Source organism: Bartonella sp. AA78NXGY (assembly GCF_042197005.1).
Classification (GTDB): Bacteria; Pseudomonadota; Alphaproteobacteria; order Rhizobiales; family Rhizobiaceae; genus Bartonella.
This window is the reverse complement of the sequence record NZ_JBHIRI010000002.1, coordinates 263,584-279,806: the sequence shown is the minus strand read 5'-3', so window position 1 is coordinate 279,806 and position 16,223 is coordinate 263,584. Positions and strand designations below refer to the sequence as shown.

Annotated in this window: 11 protein-coding genes, 3 tRNA genes and 2 pseudogenes; 2 read left to right on the top strand and 14 right to left on the bottom strand. The window is 37.0% G+C overall.

All coding sequences use genetic code 11. The features are described from left to right. The 3 genes and pseudogenes from ACFINL_RS02420 to ACFINL_RS02410 form a co-directional block, all read right to left on the bottom strand. Positions 1-76: pseudogene (locus ACFINL_RS02420) on the bottom strand (elongation factor Tu); the annotation flags it as partial. A 181-nt stretch (positions 77-257) separates the two neighbouring features. After that, positions 258-331, bottom strand: a tRNA-Gly gene (locus tag ACFINL_RS02415). Between the two features lie 31 nt (positions 332-362). After that, positions 363-446 (bottom strand) — tRNA-Tyr (locus ACFINL_RS02410). A gap of 205 nt (positions 447-651) precedes the next feature. On the opposite strand from ACFINL_RS02410, the gene ACFINL_RS02405 reads away from it, so the two are divergent. Beyond that, positions 652-1,482, top strand: coding sequence for a TrmH family RNA methyltransferase (locus ACFINL_RS02405; protein WP_375649657.1), 831 nt, complete (start codon positions 652-654; stop codon positions 1,480-1,482). On the opposite strand, the gene ACFINL_RS02400 is transcribed toward ACFINL_RS02405, so the two are convergent. From ACFINL_RS02400 to ACFINL_RS02375, 6 genes are all read right to left on the bottom strand, one after another. Continuing rightward, the gene (locus ACFINL_RS02400) at positions 1,479-2,210 is read right to left on the bottom strand and encodes a rhomboid family intramembrane serine protease (RefSeq protein ID WP_375649652.1); all 732 of its coding nucleotides are present in this window, start codon (positions 2,208-2,210) and stop codon (positions 1,479-1,481) included. The genes ACFINL_RS02405 and ACFINL_RS02400 overlap by 4 nt on opposite strands. 875 nt (positions 2,211-3,085) lie before the next feature. Next, positions 3,086-3,511 (bottom strand): DUF2155 domain-containing protein, encoded by a 426-nt coding sequence (locus ACFINL_RS02395; RefSeq protein WP_375611302.1) that lies wholly within the window; start codon positions 3,509-3,511, stop codon positions 3,086-3,088. A gap of 89 nt (positions 3,512-3,600) precedes the next feature. Then, entirely contained in the window at positions 3,601-3,999 is a 399-nt protein-coding gene (locus tag ACFINL_RS02390; RefSeq protein ID WP_375611287.1) for an NADH:ubiquinone oxidoreductase subunit NDUFA12, read from the bottom strand. Positions 4,000-4,180: 181 nt separating this feature from the next. Next, the gene (gatB, locus tag ACFINL_RS02385; protein WP_375649647.1) at positions 4,181-5,680 is read right to left on the bottom strand and encodes an Asp-tRNA(Asn)/Glu-tRNA(Gln) amidotransferase subunit GatB; all 1,500 of its coding nucleotides are present in this window, start codon (positions 5,678-5,680) and stop codon (positions 4,181-4,183) included. 130 nt (positions 5,681-5,810) lie between these two features. Next, positions 5,811-7,238 carry a trigger factor gene (gene tig / locus ACFINL_RS02380; RefSeq protein WP_375649642.1) on the bottom strand — a complete coding sequence of 476 codons (1,428 nt, stop codon included), beginning with the start codon at positions 7,236-7,238 and terminating at the stop codon, positions 5,811-5,813. A 135-nt stretch (positions 7,239-7,373) separates the two neighbouring features. Then, positions 7,374-7,456: transfer RNA gene (locus ACFINL_RS02375), tRNA-Leu, on the bottom strand. A 134-nt stretch (positions 7,457-7,590) separates the two neighbouring features. On the opposite strand from ACFINL_RS02375, the gene trmFO reads away from it, so the two are divergent. Further along, on the top strand, positions 7,591-9,003 hold the full coding sequence (trmFO, locus tag ACFINL_RS02370) for a methylenetetrahydrofolate--tRNA-(uracil(54)-C(5))-methyltransferase (FADH(2)-oxidizing) TrmFO (RefSeq protein WP_375649634.1): 1,413 nt from the start codon (positions 7,591-7,593) through the stop codon (positions 9,001-9,003). A 1,056-nt stretch (positions 9,004-10,059) separates the two neighbouring features. Here trmFO and ACFINL_RS02365 read toward each other — a convergent pair. The 5 genes and pseudogenes from ACFINL_RS02365 to ACFINL_RS02345 form a co-directional block, all read right to left on the bottom strand. After that, a complete protein-coding gene (locus ACFINL_RS02365) occupies positions 10,060-10,338 on the bottom strand; it encodes an HU family DNA-binding protein (protein ID WP_375611283.1) in 279 nt (92 codons plus the stop codon). A 229-nt stretch (positions 10,339-10,567) separates the two neighbouring features. Next, complete coding sequence (gene lon / locus ACFINL_RS02360; protein WP_375611282.1) at positions 10,568-12,994, bottom strand: endopeptidase La; 2,427 nt, start codon at positions 12,992-12,994, stop codon at positions 10,568-10,570. A gap of 183 nt (positions 12,995-13,177) precedes the next feature. Continuing rightward, the gene (gene clpX / locus ACFINL_RS02355; protein WP_273723371.1) at positions 13,178-14,452 is read right to left on the bottom strand and encodes an ATP-dependent Clp protease ATP-binding subunit ClpX; all 1,275 of its coding nucleotides are present in this window, start codon (positions 14,450-14,452) and stop codon (positions 13,178-13,180) included. Positions 14,453-14,634: 182 nt separating this feature from the next. After that, positions 14,635-15,267, bottom strand: coding sequence for an ATP-dependent Clp endopeptidase proteolytic subunit ClpP (gene clpP / locus ACFINL_RS02350; RefSeq protein WP_375611281.1), 633 nt, complete (start codon positions 15,265-15,267; stop codon positions 14,635-14,637). Between the two features lie 147 nt (positions 15,268-15,414). After that, positions 15,415-16,223 (bottom strand): annotated as a pseudogene (locus ACFINL_RS02345) (hypothetical protein).

Here is a 16,223-nt window from a genome sequence, read left to right as displayed (position 1 = left end):
TCTTCCCATGATCAACGTGACCAATCGTACCAATATTAACATGCGGTTTTGTTCGTTCAAACTTGCTCTTCGCCATTGCTATTAATCTCTTGTTTTATTCCCTATTTTTATTAGCACCTAGGGACAGTTCTGCAAAATTTAAGTCTGACCAGACTGTAAACAGCCCAATCACCACAACTCTTAGACGGAAAACCCCACCAAATTTATAAATGGAATATCCTCCATCATACCTATTTGCCCAATCATCAACAACCATTTGGAGCGGGTAGCGGGAATCGAACCCGCATATTCAGCTTGGAAGGCTGCTGCTCTACCATTGAGCTATACCCGCATGACCCACGTACTAACTCTCCTTCGATGAATGGTGGAGGGGGTTGGATTCGAACCAACGTAGCATACGCAACGGATTTACAGTCCGCCCCCTTTAACCACTCGGGCACCCCTCCATTACACCGATAAAGTCGCGCAATGAGACATCACGACAACCACCTTGAATACCCATTCAATTCAATCTGATTGCGAAGTGGTTATGACGATTACTATTGTATCTGTCAACAGAATAAATACAATTCTGTACAAATTTCCTGCTCATAATTTTAAATCATAGATTTTTTCTCTCTATTTTTCTTATTAATACGTTATAAAGAAGCTATGAAAGAAAAAACATCACAAAATTCTCATTATGCTCGTTTGCGTCGCCGATATCGCGATATAAAAGGCTCTCCTTCTCGATCTTTTACACACCCAAAGAAGAAAGCTGCTTCTTTACAGCAAGAGATCATCCATCTTTATGGCATTCATTCTGTTCAGGCTGCTTTAGAAAACCCAAAAAGAATTTTAAAATGTCTTTACGTTACACAAAATGCCTTAAAACGATTAAATATATCCGAATCAGATTATCCTTGCTCTGTTACATTATGCACCCCCAAATATCTTGATTCGCTTGTTGGAAGTGAGGCTGTTCATCAAGGTATTGTTTTGGAAACTCTCCCCCTCAAACCATGCAAACTGTCGGAACTAACCAATACTGATCTGGTCATTGTCATGGATCAAATTACCGATCCACATAATGTTGGCGCTATTATGCGCTCTGCAGTTGCATTGAAAGCTAAAGCACTTATTACAACTTGCCGTCACTCTCCCCACGAAAGCGGTGTTCTTGCGAAAGCGGCATCTGGAGCTCTGGAAATGATTCATTATATTACCGTACGAAACCTTGCTGAAGCTCTTCAAGAACTTCATCAAACAGGTTTTACAAGCTTTGGTCTCGATTCAGAAGGTGACCAACCTCTAGAAACAGCATTAACAGGGAATAAAATTGCTCTTGTTTTAGGAGCAGAAGGTAAAGGTTTACGTAAAAAAACACGCGAAACCGTTTGCGCTTTAACACGCCTTGACATGCCTGGAAATATTAAATCATTAAATGTTTCAAATGCAGCAACAATAGCTCTTTATGTGGCACATCAATATCTTAGATTCTAGTTTTTAATTTTTTGTGAAACATCAAAAAAACCAACCAACAAAAAACCCGCAAAAAACCCGCCAATATGAGCTTCCCATGCTATTGAGATGCCATTTTCTTCAAACAAAATAGAAGAAATACCTATGATCAAATCAGTCGTCAGCCATACACTCATATAAACAAGAACCCCCTTAGAACACAGAGCTTTTTTGACAGATAATAAAGGTCCTAAAAGTTTTTCGTTCTGCGCATTGACAGCTAGATTACCACTAGGAAAACCGTAACGTGCAATAGCACCCATCATTCCAGATACGGCACCTGACGCCCCAATAAGTGATATGGTACTTTCTTGATGAAATGTAAAATAAGTCAAAACAGAAATAACTGCCGTTAACACCCAAAAAATTAAAAAACGTAAAACACCAAAATGCCTTGCTAAAGGAGAACCGAAAACCAAAAGCCAAACCATATTAAGAGCAACATGTTTAAAACTACTATGCATAAATGAATAACTCACCATGGTATAACAAAATGCTACAGGATCCCTCTTAAACAATGCTGGTATAAATGAAAAAAGCTCAAGACTTTCAACATAAACATGATGAGAAAAAAAATACTGAGAAATGCAATAAAGACAAAAACAAAATGCTATCAAAACAACTATAATAAATGGAACATTCAATAAGGGTTCTTTAGGTTGTTTTGGCAATCGGGAAACATCATTATGGTGGTGACTAGAAACTTTCATTGTATAAAATCTCGTATTTTTTAGAAAATGGGTTATTCTTTTATACAAAATAAATATACCATTCCCAGTGATGCAGAATCTTTTCAACGCCTCTTCGAAGCCCCTTTTTAAATTTTCAATAGCTCTATATGAAAACACGTGTATTTTATACAAAAGATTTTAAAAAGCATGGATATCAAGAATATGATTTACAAACTTAGTGGTATCCTACTTACTTAAATGTGAAGTTACCATGCAATATACAAGAACTTACGAATAGACGAACTCACTTATGAGGTGGTGTATAATAAAAATGTATAAACATTATTTTCTTACTAGAAATATATTGATTATTGCATTTTTTAACCAAGCTATACTTCGATTGATAAACTTTAAAGAATCTTAAATCTCAATTTTCCATTAATATGGCCTGCATTGCTTCTATGCTTTGAACGAAAAACGACATCTCTATGAGAAAAATACCAATACAGTGTTCTCTAGATATAATAATTAGTGTTTCATGATAAATTACTTACTTGATAATCTGTTTCCCACATACATGCAAAAGCGTCAGTTCATCTCTTTAACAAATATAAACAAGCCTTTCATTTCAACCTTTAACAGATATAATTCAAGAACTGTCTCTTATGAAACACTTAAAAAATATGTTGATTCTAATCATGCATCTTTGAATTTAAACAGTTCATGACGGAATTTTTTATTCCTTTTTTAGACAGTGTTATTGACACATCCGCCACTTGTAACGCGCAAGAGAATAGTTTGGATTATTCAATATAAAAAAAATTAAATGAGGTAATCATAGGAATTTGCTATTAAGTTGTAAAATGATAAAGGACCATTATAAATCAATGTATTATAAATAGATAACACACTAATTATTGAAGAGGAAGATCTTGAGCATTCTGCTTGCAATCCTTTAACCACACATCATAAATAGGATGCTCAACAGCGTTCAAACCAGGACTATCTGCAAACATCCATCCTGTAAAAATACGCCGTATTTTTTTATCTAATGTTACTTCATTGACTTCAACAAAACCAGTTGTACGCGTGGGTTCATCTTTAGAGCTCGTATAACACGCACGTGGTGTTACCTGTAATGCGCCGTACTGATAAATTTTACCAAGAGTAACTTCAAAACGTGTGGTCCGTCCCGTGATTTTGTCAAGACCTGCAAAAACAGCAATTCCATTGCTAATACGCTCAGCCCGCACCCCATTATTTAAGGATAAAAACACTAAAATTTCCATAAAAAAAATATAAAAAAAATGCCTCGCCCCTAACAATAAAAAAAATCTCATCATATCAAAATCAATCGCACCTTAAAAAATAATTCTTTTCATAACATAGAGTCAAATAAGACAAAAATACACACGCACATTAAAACATGTTATTTTTTAGGTGACCACGCATCATAATCTTCATGCACACAAGAACGCTCTCCATTGGAGGTGATAGCCCCCTTTGGTCGATAGTTCTCATTTGTTCCTGTCATATTGGCAACATGTGGCTTTTCCCATTCATAAGGATGATAATCCTCTTGTGTTGGTGGACACTCACAGCGATGATGAATCCAGCCATGCCAACCTGGTGGAATAGTAGAGGCCTCAGAATAGTCTTTATAGATAACCCAACGGTGCGGATAACCATCCTTATGAAGTCCTCCTTCATAATATATATTTCCAAATTGATCTTCCCCTATCTGCTTACCTTTGCGCCATGTGAAAAAACGCGTACCAATGGTATTGCCATTCCACCATGTGAAGATTTGCTTAAAAAAACGAGCCATCTGCTATTCCATTCATTTAGTGCGTTCATGAAATTAATCGTTGGAATAAAATTATTAACGATTGAAATTATCGAAAAAGTTACTAGTAAATTCAACTACAATTCCAATTGATAGGTTAACGTGCTATCCTTTAATTTCAAGAAGATATCATATGTATGGCTTCTTCTCCACCCCATAAAATTTAATCTATGCCAAGTTTCATCTTAACCAATTCATTAACAGCTTGGGGATTTGCCTTACCACCTGTTACTTTCATTACCTGTCCAACAAACCAACCAGCTAAAGCAGGTTTGTGCTTTGCTTGCGCAACTTTATCAGAATTATTGGCAACGATCTCATCAACAGCTCTTTCAATAGCCTTTGTATCCGTTACCTGCTTCATATTTCGTTCTTCTACAATTTGGCGTGCATCTCCCCCCTCATTCCAAATAATCTCAAAAAGATCTTTGGCAATTTTTCCAGAAATAACTCCTTCTTTTATAAGATCAATAATGCTTCCCAATTGATTTGGCGATACTGGTGACTCTTCAATCTCACGATTATCTTTATTTAAAGCCCCTAAAAGGTCGTTAATCACCCAATTGGCAACTATTTTTCCATCACGCCCACGTGCTACTTCTTCAAAATAATCAGCAATAGCCTTTTCTGTCACAAGAATGGAAGCATCATACACTGTCAATCCCATTTCCTTAACAAAACGTGCTTTTATAGCGTCAGGCAACTCTGGTAAGTCTGCTGCCAAAGCATCCACAAATGCTTGATCAAATTCTAACGGTAAAAGATCAGGATCAGGAAAATAACGATAGTCATGCGCTTCTTCCTTTGAGCGCATAGAACGCGTTTCACCTTTAGCGGCATCAAAAAGCCGAGTCTCTTGATCTATGACGCCTCCATCTTCTAAAATTGCGATCTGACGACGCGCTTCATATTCAATTGCTTGACCAATAAAGCGAATAGAATTAACATTTTTAATTTCACAGCGCGTTCCAAAATCTTCACCAGGACGACGAACAGATACATTGACATCTGCACGCATAGAACCTTCATCCATATTGCCATCGCAAGTGCCCAAATAACGAACAATCGTACGCAATTTTGTCATATAGGCTTTGGCCTCATCTGATGAGCGCATATCAGGCTTGGAAACAATTTCCATAAGAGCAACACCAGAACGATTAAGATCTACAAAAGACATCGTTGGATGTTGATCGTGCATCGATTTTCCAGCATCCTGTTCAAGATGCAACCTCTCAATTCCCACTTCAATATCCTCAAATTGGCCATTCGAATCTGGACCAACAGATATAATAATCTTTCCCTCTCCTACAATGGGATAGCGAAATTGAGAAATCTGATACCCCTGCGGTAAATCTGGATAAAAATAGTTTTTGCGATCAAAAACAGATCTTAAATTAATATGCGCCTTTAATCCTAACCCCGTTCGAACCGCTTGACGAACACATTCTTGATTAAGAACAGGTAACATACCTGGCATGGCTGCATCAATAAGTGATACATGACTGTTCGGCTCTGCACCAAATTTTGTTGATGCTCCTGAAAAAAGTTTTGAATTTGATATGATTTGCGCATGAACTTCCATGCCAATGATGACTTCCCAATCACCTGTAACTCCAGAAATAAAACGCTTAGAATCAGGAGTACGCGTATCAATGATGCTCATTGCCAATCCACTACCAATATTTTAAAATTCACTCATGGCTTATCTAAAACCATTCTCTCAGTGCAATCCTAGGATATAAATCTTACAACACAAGCCCGTTTCTATCGGGCTTGTGTTGTTTGCATAAATATTAAGCTTTTTTAGGAGCCTTTTTCTTAGCTGGTTTTTTCTCTGTAGACGTTTCTTTCACTTCAGACTTTTTCTTTGCCTGCTTTTCTTCAGGGACATCTGATTCGTCATATTCTTTCATCAACTCTTCAACCGTCACTTCTTTATCTGTGACTTTTATCTGTGCTAATAAATGATCAATGACCTTTTCTTCAAAAATCGGAGCACGTAGATTTTCAACAGCTTCCGGAGTCTTACGGAAAAAATCCATAATCTCTTTCTCTTGTCCTGGATATTGGCGAACCTGATCAAAAACTGCTGCTTTTAGCTCATCCTCACTAACTTTAACACCAACCTTCATTCCAATTTCAGAAAGCACCAAACCAAGACGAACACGACGCTGCGCAAGGACACGATATTCCTCACGTGCCTTTTCTTCTGTAATACCTTCATCTTCAAAACTGCGCCCAGCCTTTTTCAAATCATCATTAACCTGAGCCCATATATTGTTAAACTCAACCTCTAAAAGTTCTTCAGGAATCTCAAAATTATAATCAGCATCTAAAGCATCAAGAATTTGACGCTTAACTTTTTGACGTGTCACTGAACCATATTGGCTTTCAATCTGCCCACGAACGACCTCACGTAAGCGATCTAGAGACTCTAAACCAACTTTTTGCGCTGCTTCATCATCAATTTTTAATTCATCTGGTTTAAAGACAGCTTTGACAGTAATGTCAAACTCTGCTTCCCGTCCCGCCAAATGTGCCGCACTGTAATTATCAGGAAATTTAACAAAAATCGTTTTTACATCCCCAGCTTTCACACCAACCAATTGCTCTTCAAAACCAGGAATAAATTGTTTTGACCCAAGAATCAGTTGTGCATCACTATCTGCCCCACCTTCAAATGGAACGCCTTCAAGCTTACCTTGATAATCTATGGTAATGCGATCACCTTCTTCAGAATTCCCCTCTTTTAGAGAATAATTACGCGTAGAAGAAAGGACGCGATTGACTTGATCATCAATATCCTGTTCAGGAATAATTGCAATTTCACGGATAACCTTAATATGTTCAAAATCTTTAATGTCAATTTTTGGTAAAACTTCATACTTTAAACTAAAAGTAAAATCAGCTTTGCCATCTAGAATTTTTTCATCTTCATCTATATCAATTTTTGGCTGCATCGCTGCACGTTCATTGCGGTCCGCTAAAATAGAACGAGGTGCATCACTGAGTATCTCATTGAGAATCTCCGCCATAAAGGATTTACCATACATTTTTCGCAAATGCCCACTAGGCACTTTACCGGGACGAAAACCATTAAGCTTGATTTTTCCCTTGGTATCATCCAATCGTTCATTCAACTTTTCTTCTAAATCTTTCGCTGGAACCACGATCTTAATTTCGCGCTTCAGTCCTTCATTAAGCGTCTCGGTAACCTGCATTAAACACCTTCATTTTTCTAAGGAGAGGGATCAACCCACTCTAATAATCATTACATTCTAACACTTCGAGTGTTACATTTACCATGAAGCGGAATTTCAGACACGTAGAAATCCGTAGCACTTAAGGGATTGCTTTGGTGCGGATGGAGGGACTCGAACCCCCACGGTCTCCCGCCAGAACCTAAATCTGGTGCGTCTACCAATTTCGCCACATCCGCTCAAACTTACAAGCTAATAACCTTATACAAGCGGCGTTTCTATACCATTAATTACAGAAAAAAAGCAAACAAATATATTAAAAAAAACAAAATCTATGCTTTTCATACATAACTGCTTACGCTAAAAGTCAATTATGTTAAAGACATTTGATATCCCAATTCATATCATCGGTGGCGGTCTTGCGGGGTGTGAAGCAAGCTGGCAAATCGCTCAGTCAGGAATTTCTGTTGTTTTGCATGAAATGCGACCCGAAAAAAAATCAGATGCCCATAAAACCGATAAATTGGCAGAACTGGTTTGTTCAAATTCGTTTCGTTGCGATGATTCATTAACAAATGCAGTAGGACTTTTACATGCTGAAATGCGATTAGCAAAATCGTTAATTATGAAAGCTGCTGATGCCAACAAAGTTCCCGCAGGTAGTGCTCTTGCTGTTGACCGTGATGGATTTTCAAAAACCGTTACGACAGCACTTGAAAACCACCCTCTTATAACAATCAAACGTGAAGAAGTTCAAGAAATTCCTAAAGCTTGGAAACATGTTGTCATTGCAACAGGCCCCCTTACATCGCCTGCACTTGCTCAAAAATTACAAGCAATAACCGGTATAAAAGCTCTTTCTTTTTTTGATGCAATTGCACCTATTATCCATACCGACAGTATTGATATCAACATTTGTTGGTATCAGTCTCGCTATGATAAAATTGGTCCTGAGGGAACAGGAAAAGATTATCTTAATTGTCCCCTCAACAAAGAACAATATGAAACATTCGTTGAAGCGTTAAAAAATGCTGAAAAAACAGAGTTTCGTGACTTTGAAAAAACGCCCTATTTTGATGGATGCCTCCCCATTGAAATTATGGCTGAGCGCGGAATTGAAACGTTAAGACATGGTCCTATGAAACCTATGGGCTTAACTAATGCCCATAACCCTACAGTTAAACCCTATGCTGTCGTTCAATTACGCCAAGATAATAAACTTGGAACGCTTTATAATATGGTCGGCTTTCAGACAAAATTGAAATATGGTGAACAAATTCGCATTTTTAGAATGATTCCCGGTCTTGAAAAAGCAGAGTTTGCGCGTCTTGGTGGTCTTCACCGCAATACCTACCTCAACTCGCCAATTATTCTTGATCAAACCCTTCGTTTAAAACAAAAAAAACAACTACGCTTTGCAGGGCAAATTACCGGATGTGAAGGTTATGTAGAATCAGCGGCAATAGGGCTTCTTGCTGGACGTTTTGCTGCTGCCGAATATCATCATATTTCCCCTTACCTACCCCCACAAACTACAGCATTCGGAGCCCTTTTGAATCATATTACAGGGGGACACATCATAGATGAAAAAGCAGAAACACAATCTTTTCAGCCAATGAATATCAATTTCGGACTCTTTCCGCCTATTGCTTCTATTAAACATTCAGGAAAACGCTTACCAAGTAAAGAAAAAAAATTAGTAAAAAAACAAGCCATAACAGCGAGAGCTCTCAATGATTGTACTCAGTGGTTAGCAAATAAAGAATCAAAGAGCTCCTGTTTATAAAAAACACACGATTCGCCTCTCTCCTACTGAATAGATCTTTATAACTCTCGTGAAAAAATCATTCTAAAGCCTTTTAAAGACTGTCTCCCCCAATCAATAAATACTACCCTACGTTTCATCATTTATTCAATTATGTAGATGCTGTAAAATAACTTTTGGCTATAAAAAAACTTTACCGCTATCAATAATTTAATATGATTTAATGACTAAAAACAAAATAATTATATAAACATATTATGAATAATCAAAATAAATAAATGGAGATACACAAGTAATACTGTACTATCTTTATTAATAGTTTTTATATTACGTAATGTATATTATTTTATAAGAGTAATTTTTCTGTTTTTTAACTTCCTCCCTCAAAATTTGTGATGTTCTCTCATTTTAACTCTTGTATGATGAAGGAAAAATACTCGCTTGCATATCACAAGTGAAATAAAGATATGGAAAAAATATTTGTAGGATAGAGCTGGAGCTATCTCTCCCCTCTCAAATGCCAAGAAAAATCCCAATATTAAAAACCAAATCTGAATATCAAAAGATTTTTTTATTTCAGGATCTTATAATAAATCAATAAAATTATCCTCTTGGTGCGTCACAAGAAAGGTTGGCGTATAAGAGTAAAAGAATAAAACTATCCCTTATGCACTCGTCTCAGATATCTGGGGCTAGTCGCAACATTATAGGAACTGAGAAAATAGATAGCAAGGTGGCACCAACATGCACTTTTATTAAGCGTAAATGGTGATATATAATAACTTTTATGGACTTTACAGAGTTTTCCGCTTCATATTATTTACGGATCTTGTTTTGAAATAAATACCGTAACACTTCAGCGTAATAAAAGTTAATATTACATTTTATAAGCCATACCCGCGCTCAATTAATACAGTACAATATTTCATTGAAAAGACTAAAAACAATATATTTCAGCAATACATGAAAATAAAAAATATCGCAAGGATCTCAAAGTTTTATGTGAAAAACAAGCATAACACATGTGTTAAAAAAACCCGTTTATAAATAAATCGGGTTTTTTTAATGTAGCTTAAATTATTTTTTATTAACTGCTTCTTTAAGGCTTTTTCCTGCAGAAAATTTGGGTACAGAACGTGCTGGAATATCGATTTCAGCACCAGTTGAAGGATTACGCCCCTTTGTTGCAGCACGATGAGAAACTTCAAAAGTGCCAAAACCTGGAAGACGAACATCTCCCCCTGAAGCCAAAGCTTCTGTTACAGAAGCCATAAAAGCATCAACAACAGCACCAGCTTGCGCTTTCGAAACACCTGCCTTTTCAGCAACGGAGCTAACGAATTCACTTTTATTCATAAAATATTTCCTTTCCCTATATTACCTGAACATGACTTAATCATGTTATTGGTCAGTTTATTGAAAAGTACAGCAAACAGAAGTCTTATTTTTATCCAAAACATTGTTTTTTTAGCAATAATCACAGTTATTCACGGAATTTTTCACTTTTTCCAACAAAAAACAGAATAATAACCTCAACAACATCTTCTACCACCTAAAAAATGCCGTTATAAATGAGATAAGTGAATCAGTGCGCAATCTGTATTCCTTCACTATCACTGCTCTCTGACCGGATTGGCACAGCCCCTGTAGAGGGTTCTTTCCATTCAATAGTGTCTGGAAAACGAACCAAAGCGTGTTTCAAAACTTCACTCACATGATTTACCGGAATAATTTCCATATTATTTTTGACATCATCAGGAATATCAACCAAATCTTTTGCATTTTCTTCAGGAATAAGTACTTTTTTTATCCCTCCTCGAAGAGCTGCTAAGAGTTTTTCTTTTAATCCACCAATGGGTAAAACGCGTCCACGTAAAGTAATTTCACCAGTCATTGCAATATCTTTATGCACAGCTACTCCTGTAAGGACCGAAACAATTGCTGTCACCATTGCAATCCCAGCCGATGGGCCATCTTTTGGTGTCGCACCCTCTGGAACATGAACATGGATATCGCGTTTTTCAAAAAGTGGAGGTTCAATACCAAAATCAACAGCACGAGAACGTACATAAGATGCTGCCGCTGAAATGGACTCTTTCATAATATCACGTAAATTTCCAGTTACAGTCATCTTCCCTTTGCCGGGCATCATAACTCCTTCAATAGTCAATAACTCTCCACCGACTTCTGTCCACGCAAGACCTGTTACAACACCAACTTGATTTTCTCCTTCAATCTGATTGTAATGATAACGTTTAATACCCAAGAAATCATGAATATTACTTTCTGTAACTTTTACAGATTTTTGATGTGTTTTGAGAATTTTTGTAACGGATTTGCGGGAAATTTTCATGAGTTCACGTTCAAGGTTACGAACGCCTGCCTCACGTGTATAAAACTGAATAATTGACCTTAGTGCGCCATCAGAAATACTGAGTTCTTTTTTAGATAAACAGTGATCTTTTAGTGCCTTTGGTAAAAGATGCTGTTTAACAATTTCCATTTTCTCACATTCAGTATAACCAGCGATACGAATAATTTCCATACGATCCATTAACGGACCTGGAATATTAAGCGTATTGGCAGTTGTGATAAACATGACATCAGAAAGATCATATTCAACTTCCAAATAGTGATCAATGAATGTACCATTTTGTTCAGGATCAAGAACTTCTAATAAAGCGGATGAAGGATCACCACGAAAATCTTGGCCCATTTTATCAATTTCATCAAGCAAGAAAAGCGGATTAGATTTTTTTGCTTTTTTCATAGACTGGATAATTTTTCCAGGCATCGATCCAATATATGTTCGGCGATGTCCACGAATTTCTGCTTCATCTCGGACACCTCCCAATGAGATACGAACATACTCACGTCCCGTTGCCTTTGCAATAGAGCGCGCTAATGATGTTTTCCCTACACCTGGAGGACCTAATAAACAAATAATGGGACCTTTTATCTTTGACGCGCGACTTTGTACGGCCAAATATTCAATAATTCGCTCCTTAACTTTTTCAAGACCAAAATGTTCATTATTCATGACCTTTTCAGCAAAATCTAAATTGTTTTTAATCTTAGATTTTTTACCCCAAGGCATTGCTAATAACCAATCAAGATAGTTACGTACAACTGTCGCTTCTGCAGACATAGGAGACATATTCCGTAATTTTCTCAATTCTGCTCCAGCTTTTTCCTGTGCTTCCTTGGATAGTTTTGTATTCTTGATACGTTCTTCTAATTCAGAGAGTTCATCTCGGCTATCATCACCTGCTCCTAACTCTTTTTGAATAGCCTTCATCTGCTCATTGAGATAATATTCTCGTTGGTTTTTTTCCATTTGCCGTTTAACATGCGAACGAATACGTTTTTCAACCTGCAAAACAGAAATTTCTCCTTCCATGAAGGACAAAACACGTTCAAGACGGGCCCGCACAGGTAAGAGCTCTAATATTTCCTGTTTTTCTGCCAGTTTAATCATCAAATGAGAAGCAATCGTATCGGCAAGCTTAGAAGGATTATCAAGCTGGCCAATCGCATTCACAACTTCAGGAGAGATTTTTTTATTAAGCTTTACATAGTTTTCAAAATAAGTAATCACTGACCTTGAAAGAGCTTCAATCTCAACATCACTCTCTCTAGGTTCTTCTGTAACAGTTGCAAAAGCCTGATGATAACCTTCACTTAAAGAAAATTGACTAATTTTTGCACGTGCAGTTCCTTCAACCAAAACCTTTACAGTACCATCAGGAAGCTTTAAAAGTTGAAGAATATTAGCAAATGTACCAATATGATAAACATCCTCTGATTTTGGATCGTCATCAGAAGCATTTTTTTGTGTCACCAATAGTATTTGCTTATCAACCGCCATCGTTTCTTCAAGAGCACGAATTGATTTTTCGCGGCCCACAAAAAGTGGAACAATCATATGGGGGAAGACAACAATATCACGAAGAGGTAAAACAGCATAAACCCCATCTCTTACTTCATCTGTCTTTTCATCAATATATTGCATAACTCTCCTTTCTGGAGCCTATGAGCTATCTACAACAATTAGCCCACCTTTAGAAAATCTCAGCTCTTCACTGTACATGAAGTGGTAATTACTCATACATAAATCAAGCATTATAATGATATTATTAGAAACACCTATCAAATACCGTTCACTACCACCTTTTATATTGTGCATCGCACAATGTCATGCTGATACATTTTCTTTATCTTCTGCACGTTCTGAGTAAATATAAAGAGGACGCGCTTTACCATCAACGACATCACTCGAAATAACCACTTTTTGAACGCCTTCAAGAGCCGGTAGCTCAAACATCGTCTCAAGAAGGATCTTCTCCATAATAGAACGTAAACCACGAGCACCAGTTTTACGTTCAATTGCTTTCTTTGCAATAACACGTAAAGCATCTTCATGAAATGCTAACTCAACATTCTCCATTTCAAAAAGACGCTGATATTGCTTTACTAACGCATTTTTAGGTTGGGATAAAATTTGCATGAGGGCGTTAACATCTAAATCCTCTAAGGTAGCGACTATAGGAAGCCGCCCAATAAATTCTGGTATTAAACCAAATTTAATAAGATCTTCAGGCTCTAAATCACGAAAAATTTCACCGACACAACGCTCATCCGGAGCCTTAACAGTCGCAGAAAAACCAATAGAAGTTTTTTCACCACGCCCTGAAATAATCCGTTCTAAACCTGCAAAAGCTCCCCCACAAATGAATAAGATGTTTGTGGTGTCAACCTGAAGAAACTCTTGTTGCGGATGCTTACGTCCACCTTGAGGAGGAACAGAAGCAATCGTTCCTTCCATAATTTTTAATAATGCTTGCTGAACTCCTTCCCCCGAAACATCTCTTGTAATAGAAGGATTGTCTGCTTTACGAGAAATCTTATCAACCTCATCAATATAAACAATACCACGCTGCGCACGTTCAACATTATAATCTGCTGCTTGAAGAAGCTTCAAAATAATATTTTCAACATCTTCTCCCACATAACCCGCTTCAGTCAAAGTGGTCGCATCCGCCATCGTAAAAGGCACATCAATAATACGTGCTAATGTTTGTGCAAGATAAGTTTTACCACAACCCGTTGGACCAACAAGAAGAATATTTGATTTAGCCAACTCAATATCATTGCTTTTAGACTGATGCGCCAACCGTTTATAATGATTATGAACAGCAACAGAAAGAACACGCTTTGCATGCTGCTGACCAATAACATAGTCATCAAGAACTGTTATAATTTCCTGTGGCGTAGGAACACCATCACGCACCTTAACCCCAGAAGACTTATTTTCTTCCCGAATAATATCCATGCAAAGCTCTACACATTCATCACAGATAAATACAGTAGGCCCCGCAATGAGCTTACGCACCTCATGCTGACTCTTGCCGCAGAACGAGCAATAGAGAGTATTTTTTGATTCGTTCCCGCTATTGCTAATTTTGCTCATTTTTCTTTCCTTTCACCACAATATATGAACACTTTGCCTTTTCAAAGGAAGCCTTTCATCATGAAAACTAAAAGACATATAGAAAACCATGCATGTCTCAATACTTTTAGGTGTTTCTCTTATTTTGCGATATTTTTTATAAAACTCTTGATTTAAAGTAGCTGTTTTTTCTATAAAAATTCTTAATCTTTTTCTTCTTTTTCAGTTTCTGCACGGTATTGTATAACATCATCAACTAAGCCAAACGCTTTGGCTTCTTCTGCTGTCATAAAATGATCGCGATCGAGAGTTCTCTCTATAACCTCATAATCTTGACTCGTATGTTGAACATAAATTTCATTTAAACGCCGTTTCATCTTTATAATATCTTGCGCATGTCGCTCAATATCTGAAGCTTGACCTTGAAAACCACCAGATGGTTGATGCACCATAATACGTGCGTTTGGCAATGTAAAACGATGACCTTTTGCTCCAGCCGTTAATAATAAAGACCCCATAGATGCCGCTTGCCCCATGCAAAGCGTAGAAACAGGAGGGCGAATAAACTGCATAGTATCATAAATAGCCATACCAGATGTTACGACACCACCTGGAGAATTAATATAAAGACTAATTTCTTTTTTAGGATTTTCCGCTTCCAAAAAAAGCAATTGTGCACAAACAAGCATTGCCATACCATCTTCAACAGGTCCATTAATAAAAATAATCCGTTCCTTTAAAAGACGGGAAAAAATATCATAGGCCCGTTCACCACGATTTGTTTGTTCAATAACCATAGGAACAAGGCTTAATGCTGTTTTCATTGGATCACTCATATTTTTACTTTCCGTTCATATAACAACCGCTCTTTACACATTCAATGTTTTTGTCCATATGTTAACATTACTCTCTTGTGCAAGCTACAATCAAGAGATTGTATAAGATAGATTAAAATCTCAATAGTTAAAATAGCAATAATAACTCTACCTAAACAAATGATGAACATCCGGAATGCGAGATACCGCCCAATGGTAAAAACTTCCTTCCTGAGGTCTTTTCGTGGTCTTTGTCTTTCTGTGAATATGAAAGCCTATCAAGCGTGAATCTGTAAGCGGCTTTACGCCAAAAGCTGGTTCAAAAATACGTTCAGTTTTTCGCCCAGTCCAATAATAAAAAGTTTCCTTTTCCTTTGCTTCATGAAAAAACCATATCGTTTTGCTAATCGTGAAATACCATCATTACCAAATATTGTAACGCCAAGATTTCCCAGTAAAATCGGCATTTTTTTCCTCTTTAACCAGAACGGTCTCCAAACACGACGCTTAAACCCAAGCCAATGAGGAATAATTTCTGCACCTGCCCAATAATCCTCAAATATTTTTATAATAGGGTTATTGGGCGGAAAATAAAGTGCAGAAACGCCTACTCTTGTATTATTTTCTCTTGCCAACCAAACCTTATCCGCATCTGGATGAAATTGTTTAACAAGGTAAACATCTGTATCTAACCAAACACCTTGTTGATATTTCATCAGCATAACACGAAAAAAATCCGAGAACTGAACAATTGTACACCCTAGTTTATCATCAGAAAAATCGGGATCAAGGCGATAAATTGCTGAGCGTGGTAAAATTGATTCGGCTTCATACAGCTCAACACCAGCAGGGAGATTATCTATTTTTTTATCATAACTAAAAAGCTTAACGCGCTGTCCAGTTTTAACCATTGAAGACAAACAAAGCCTATCTACCAATCTTAATTGTCCACTATACCAAAAAGTACAAATATCCAT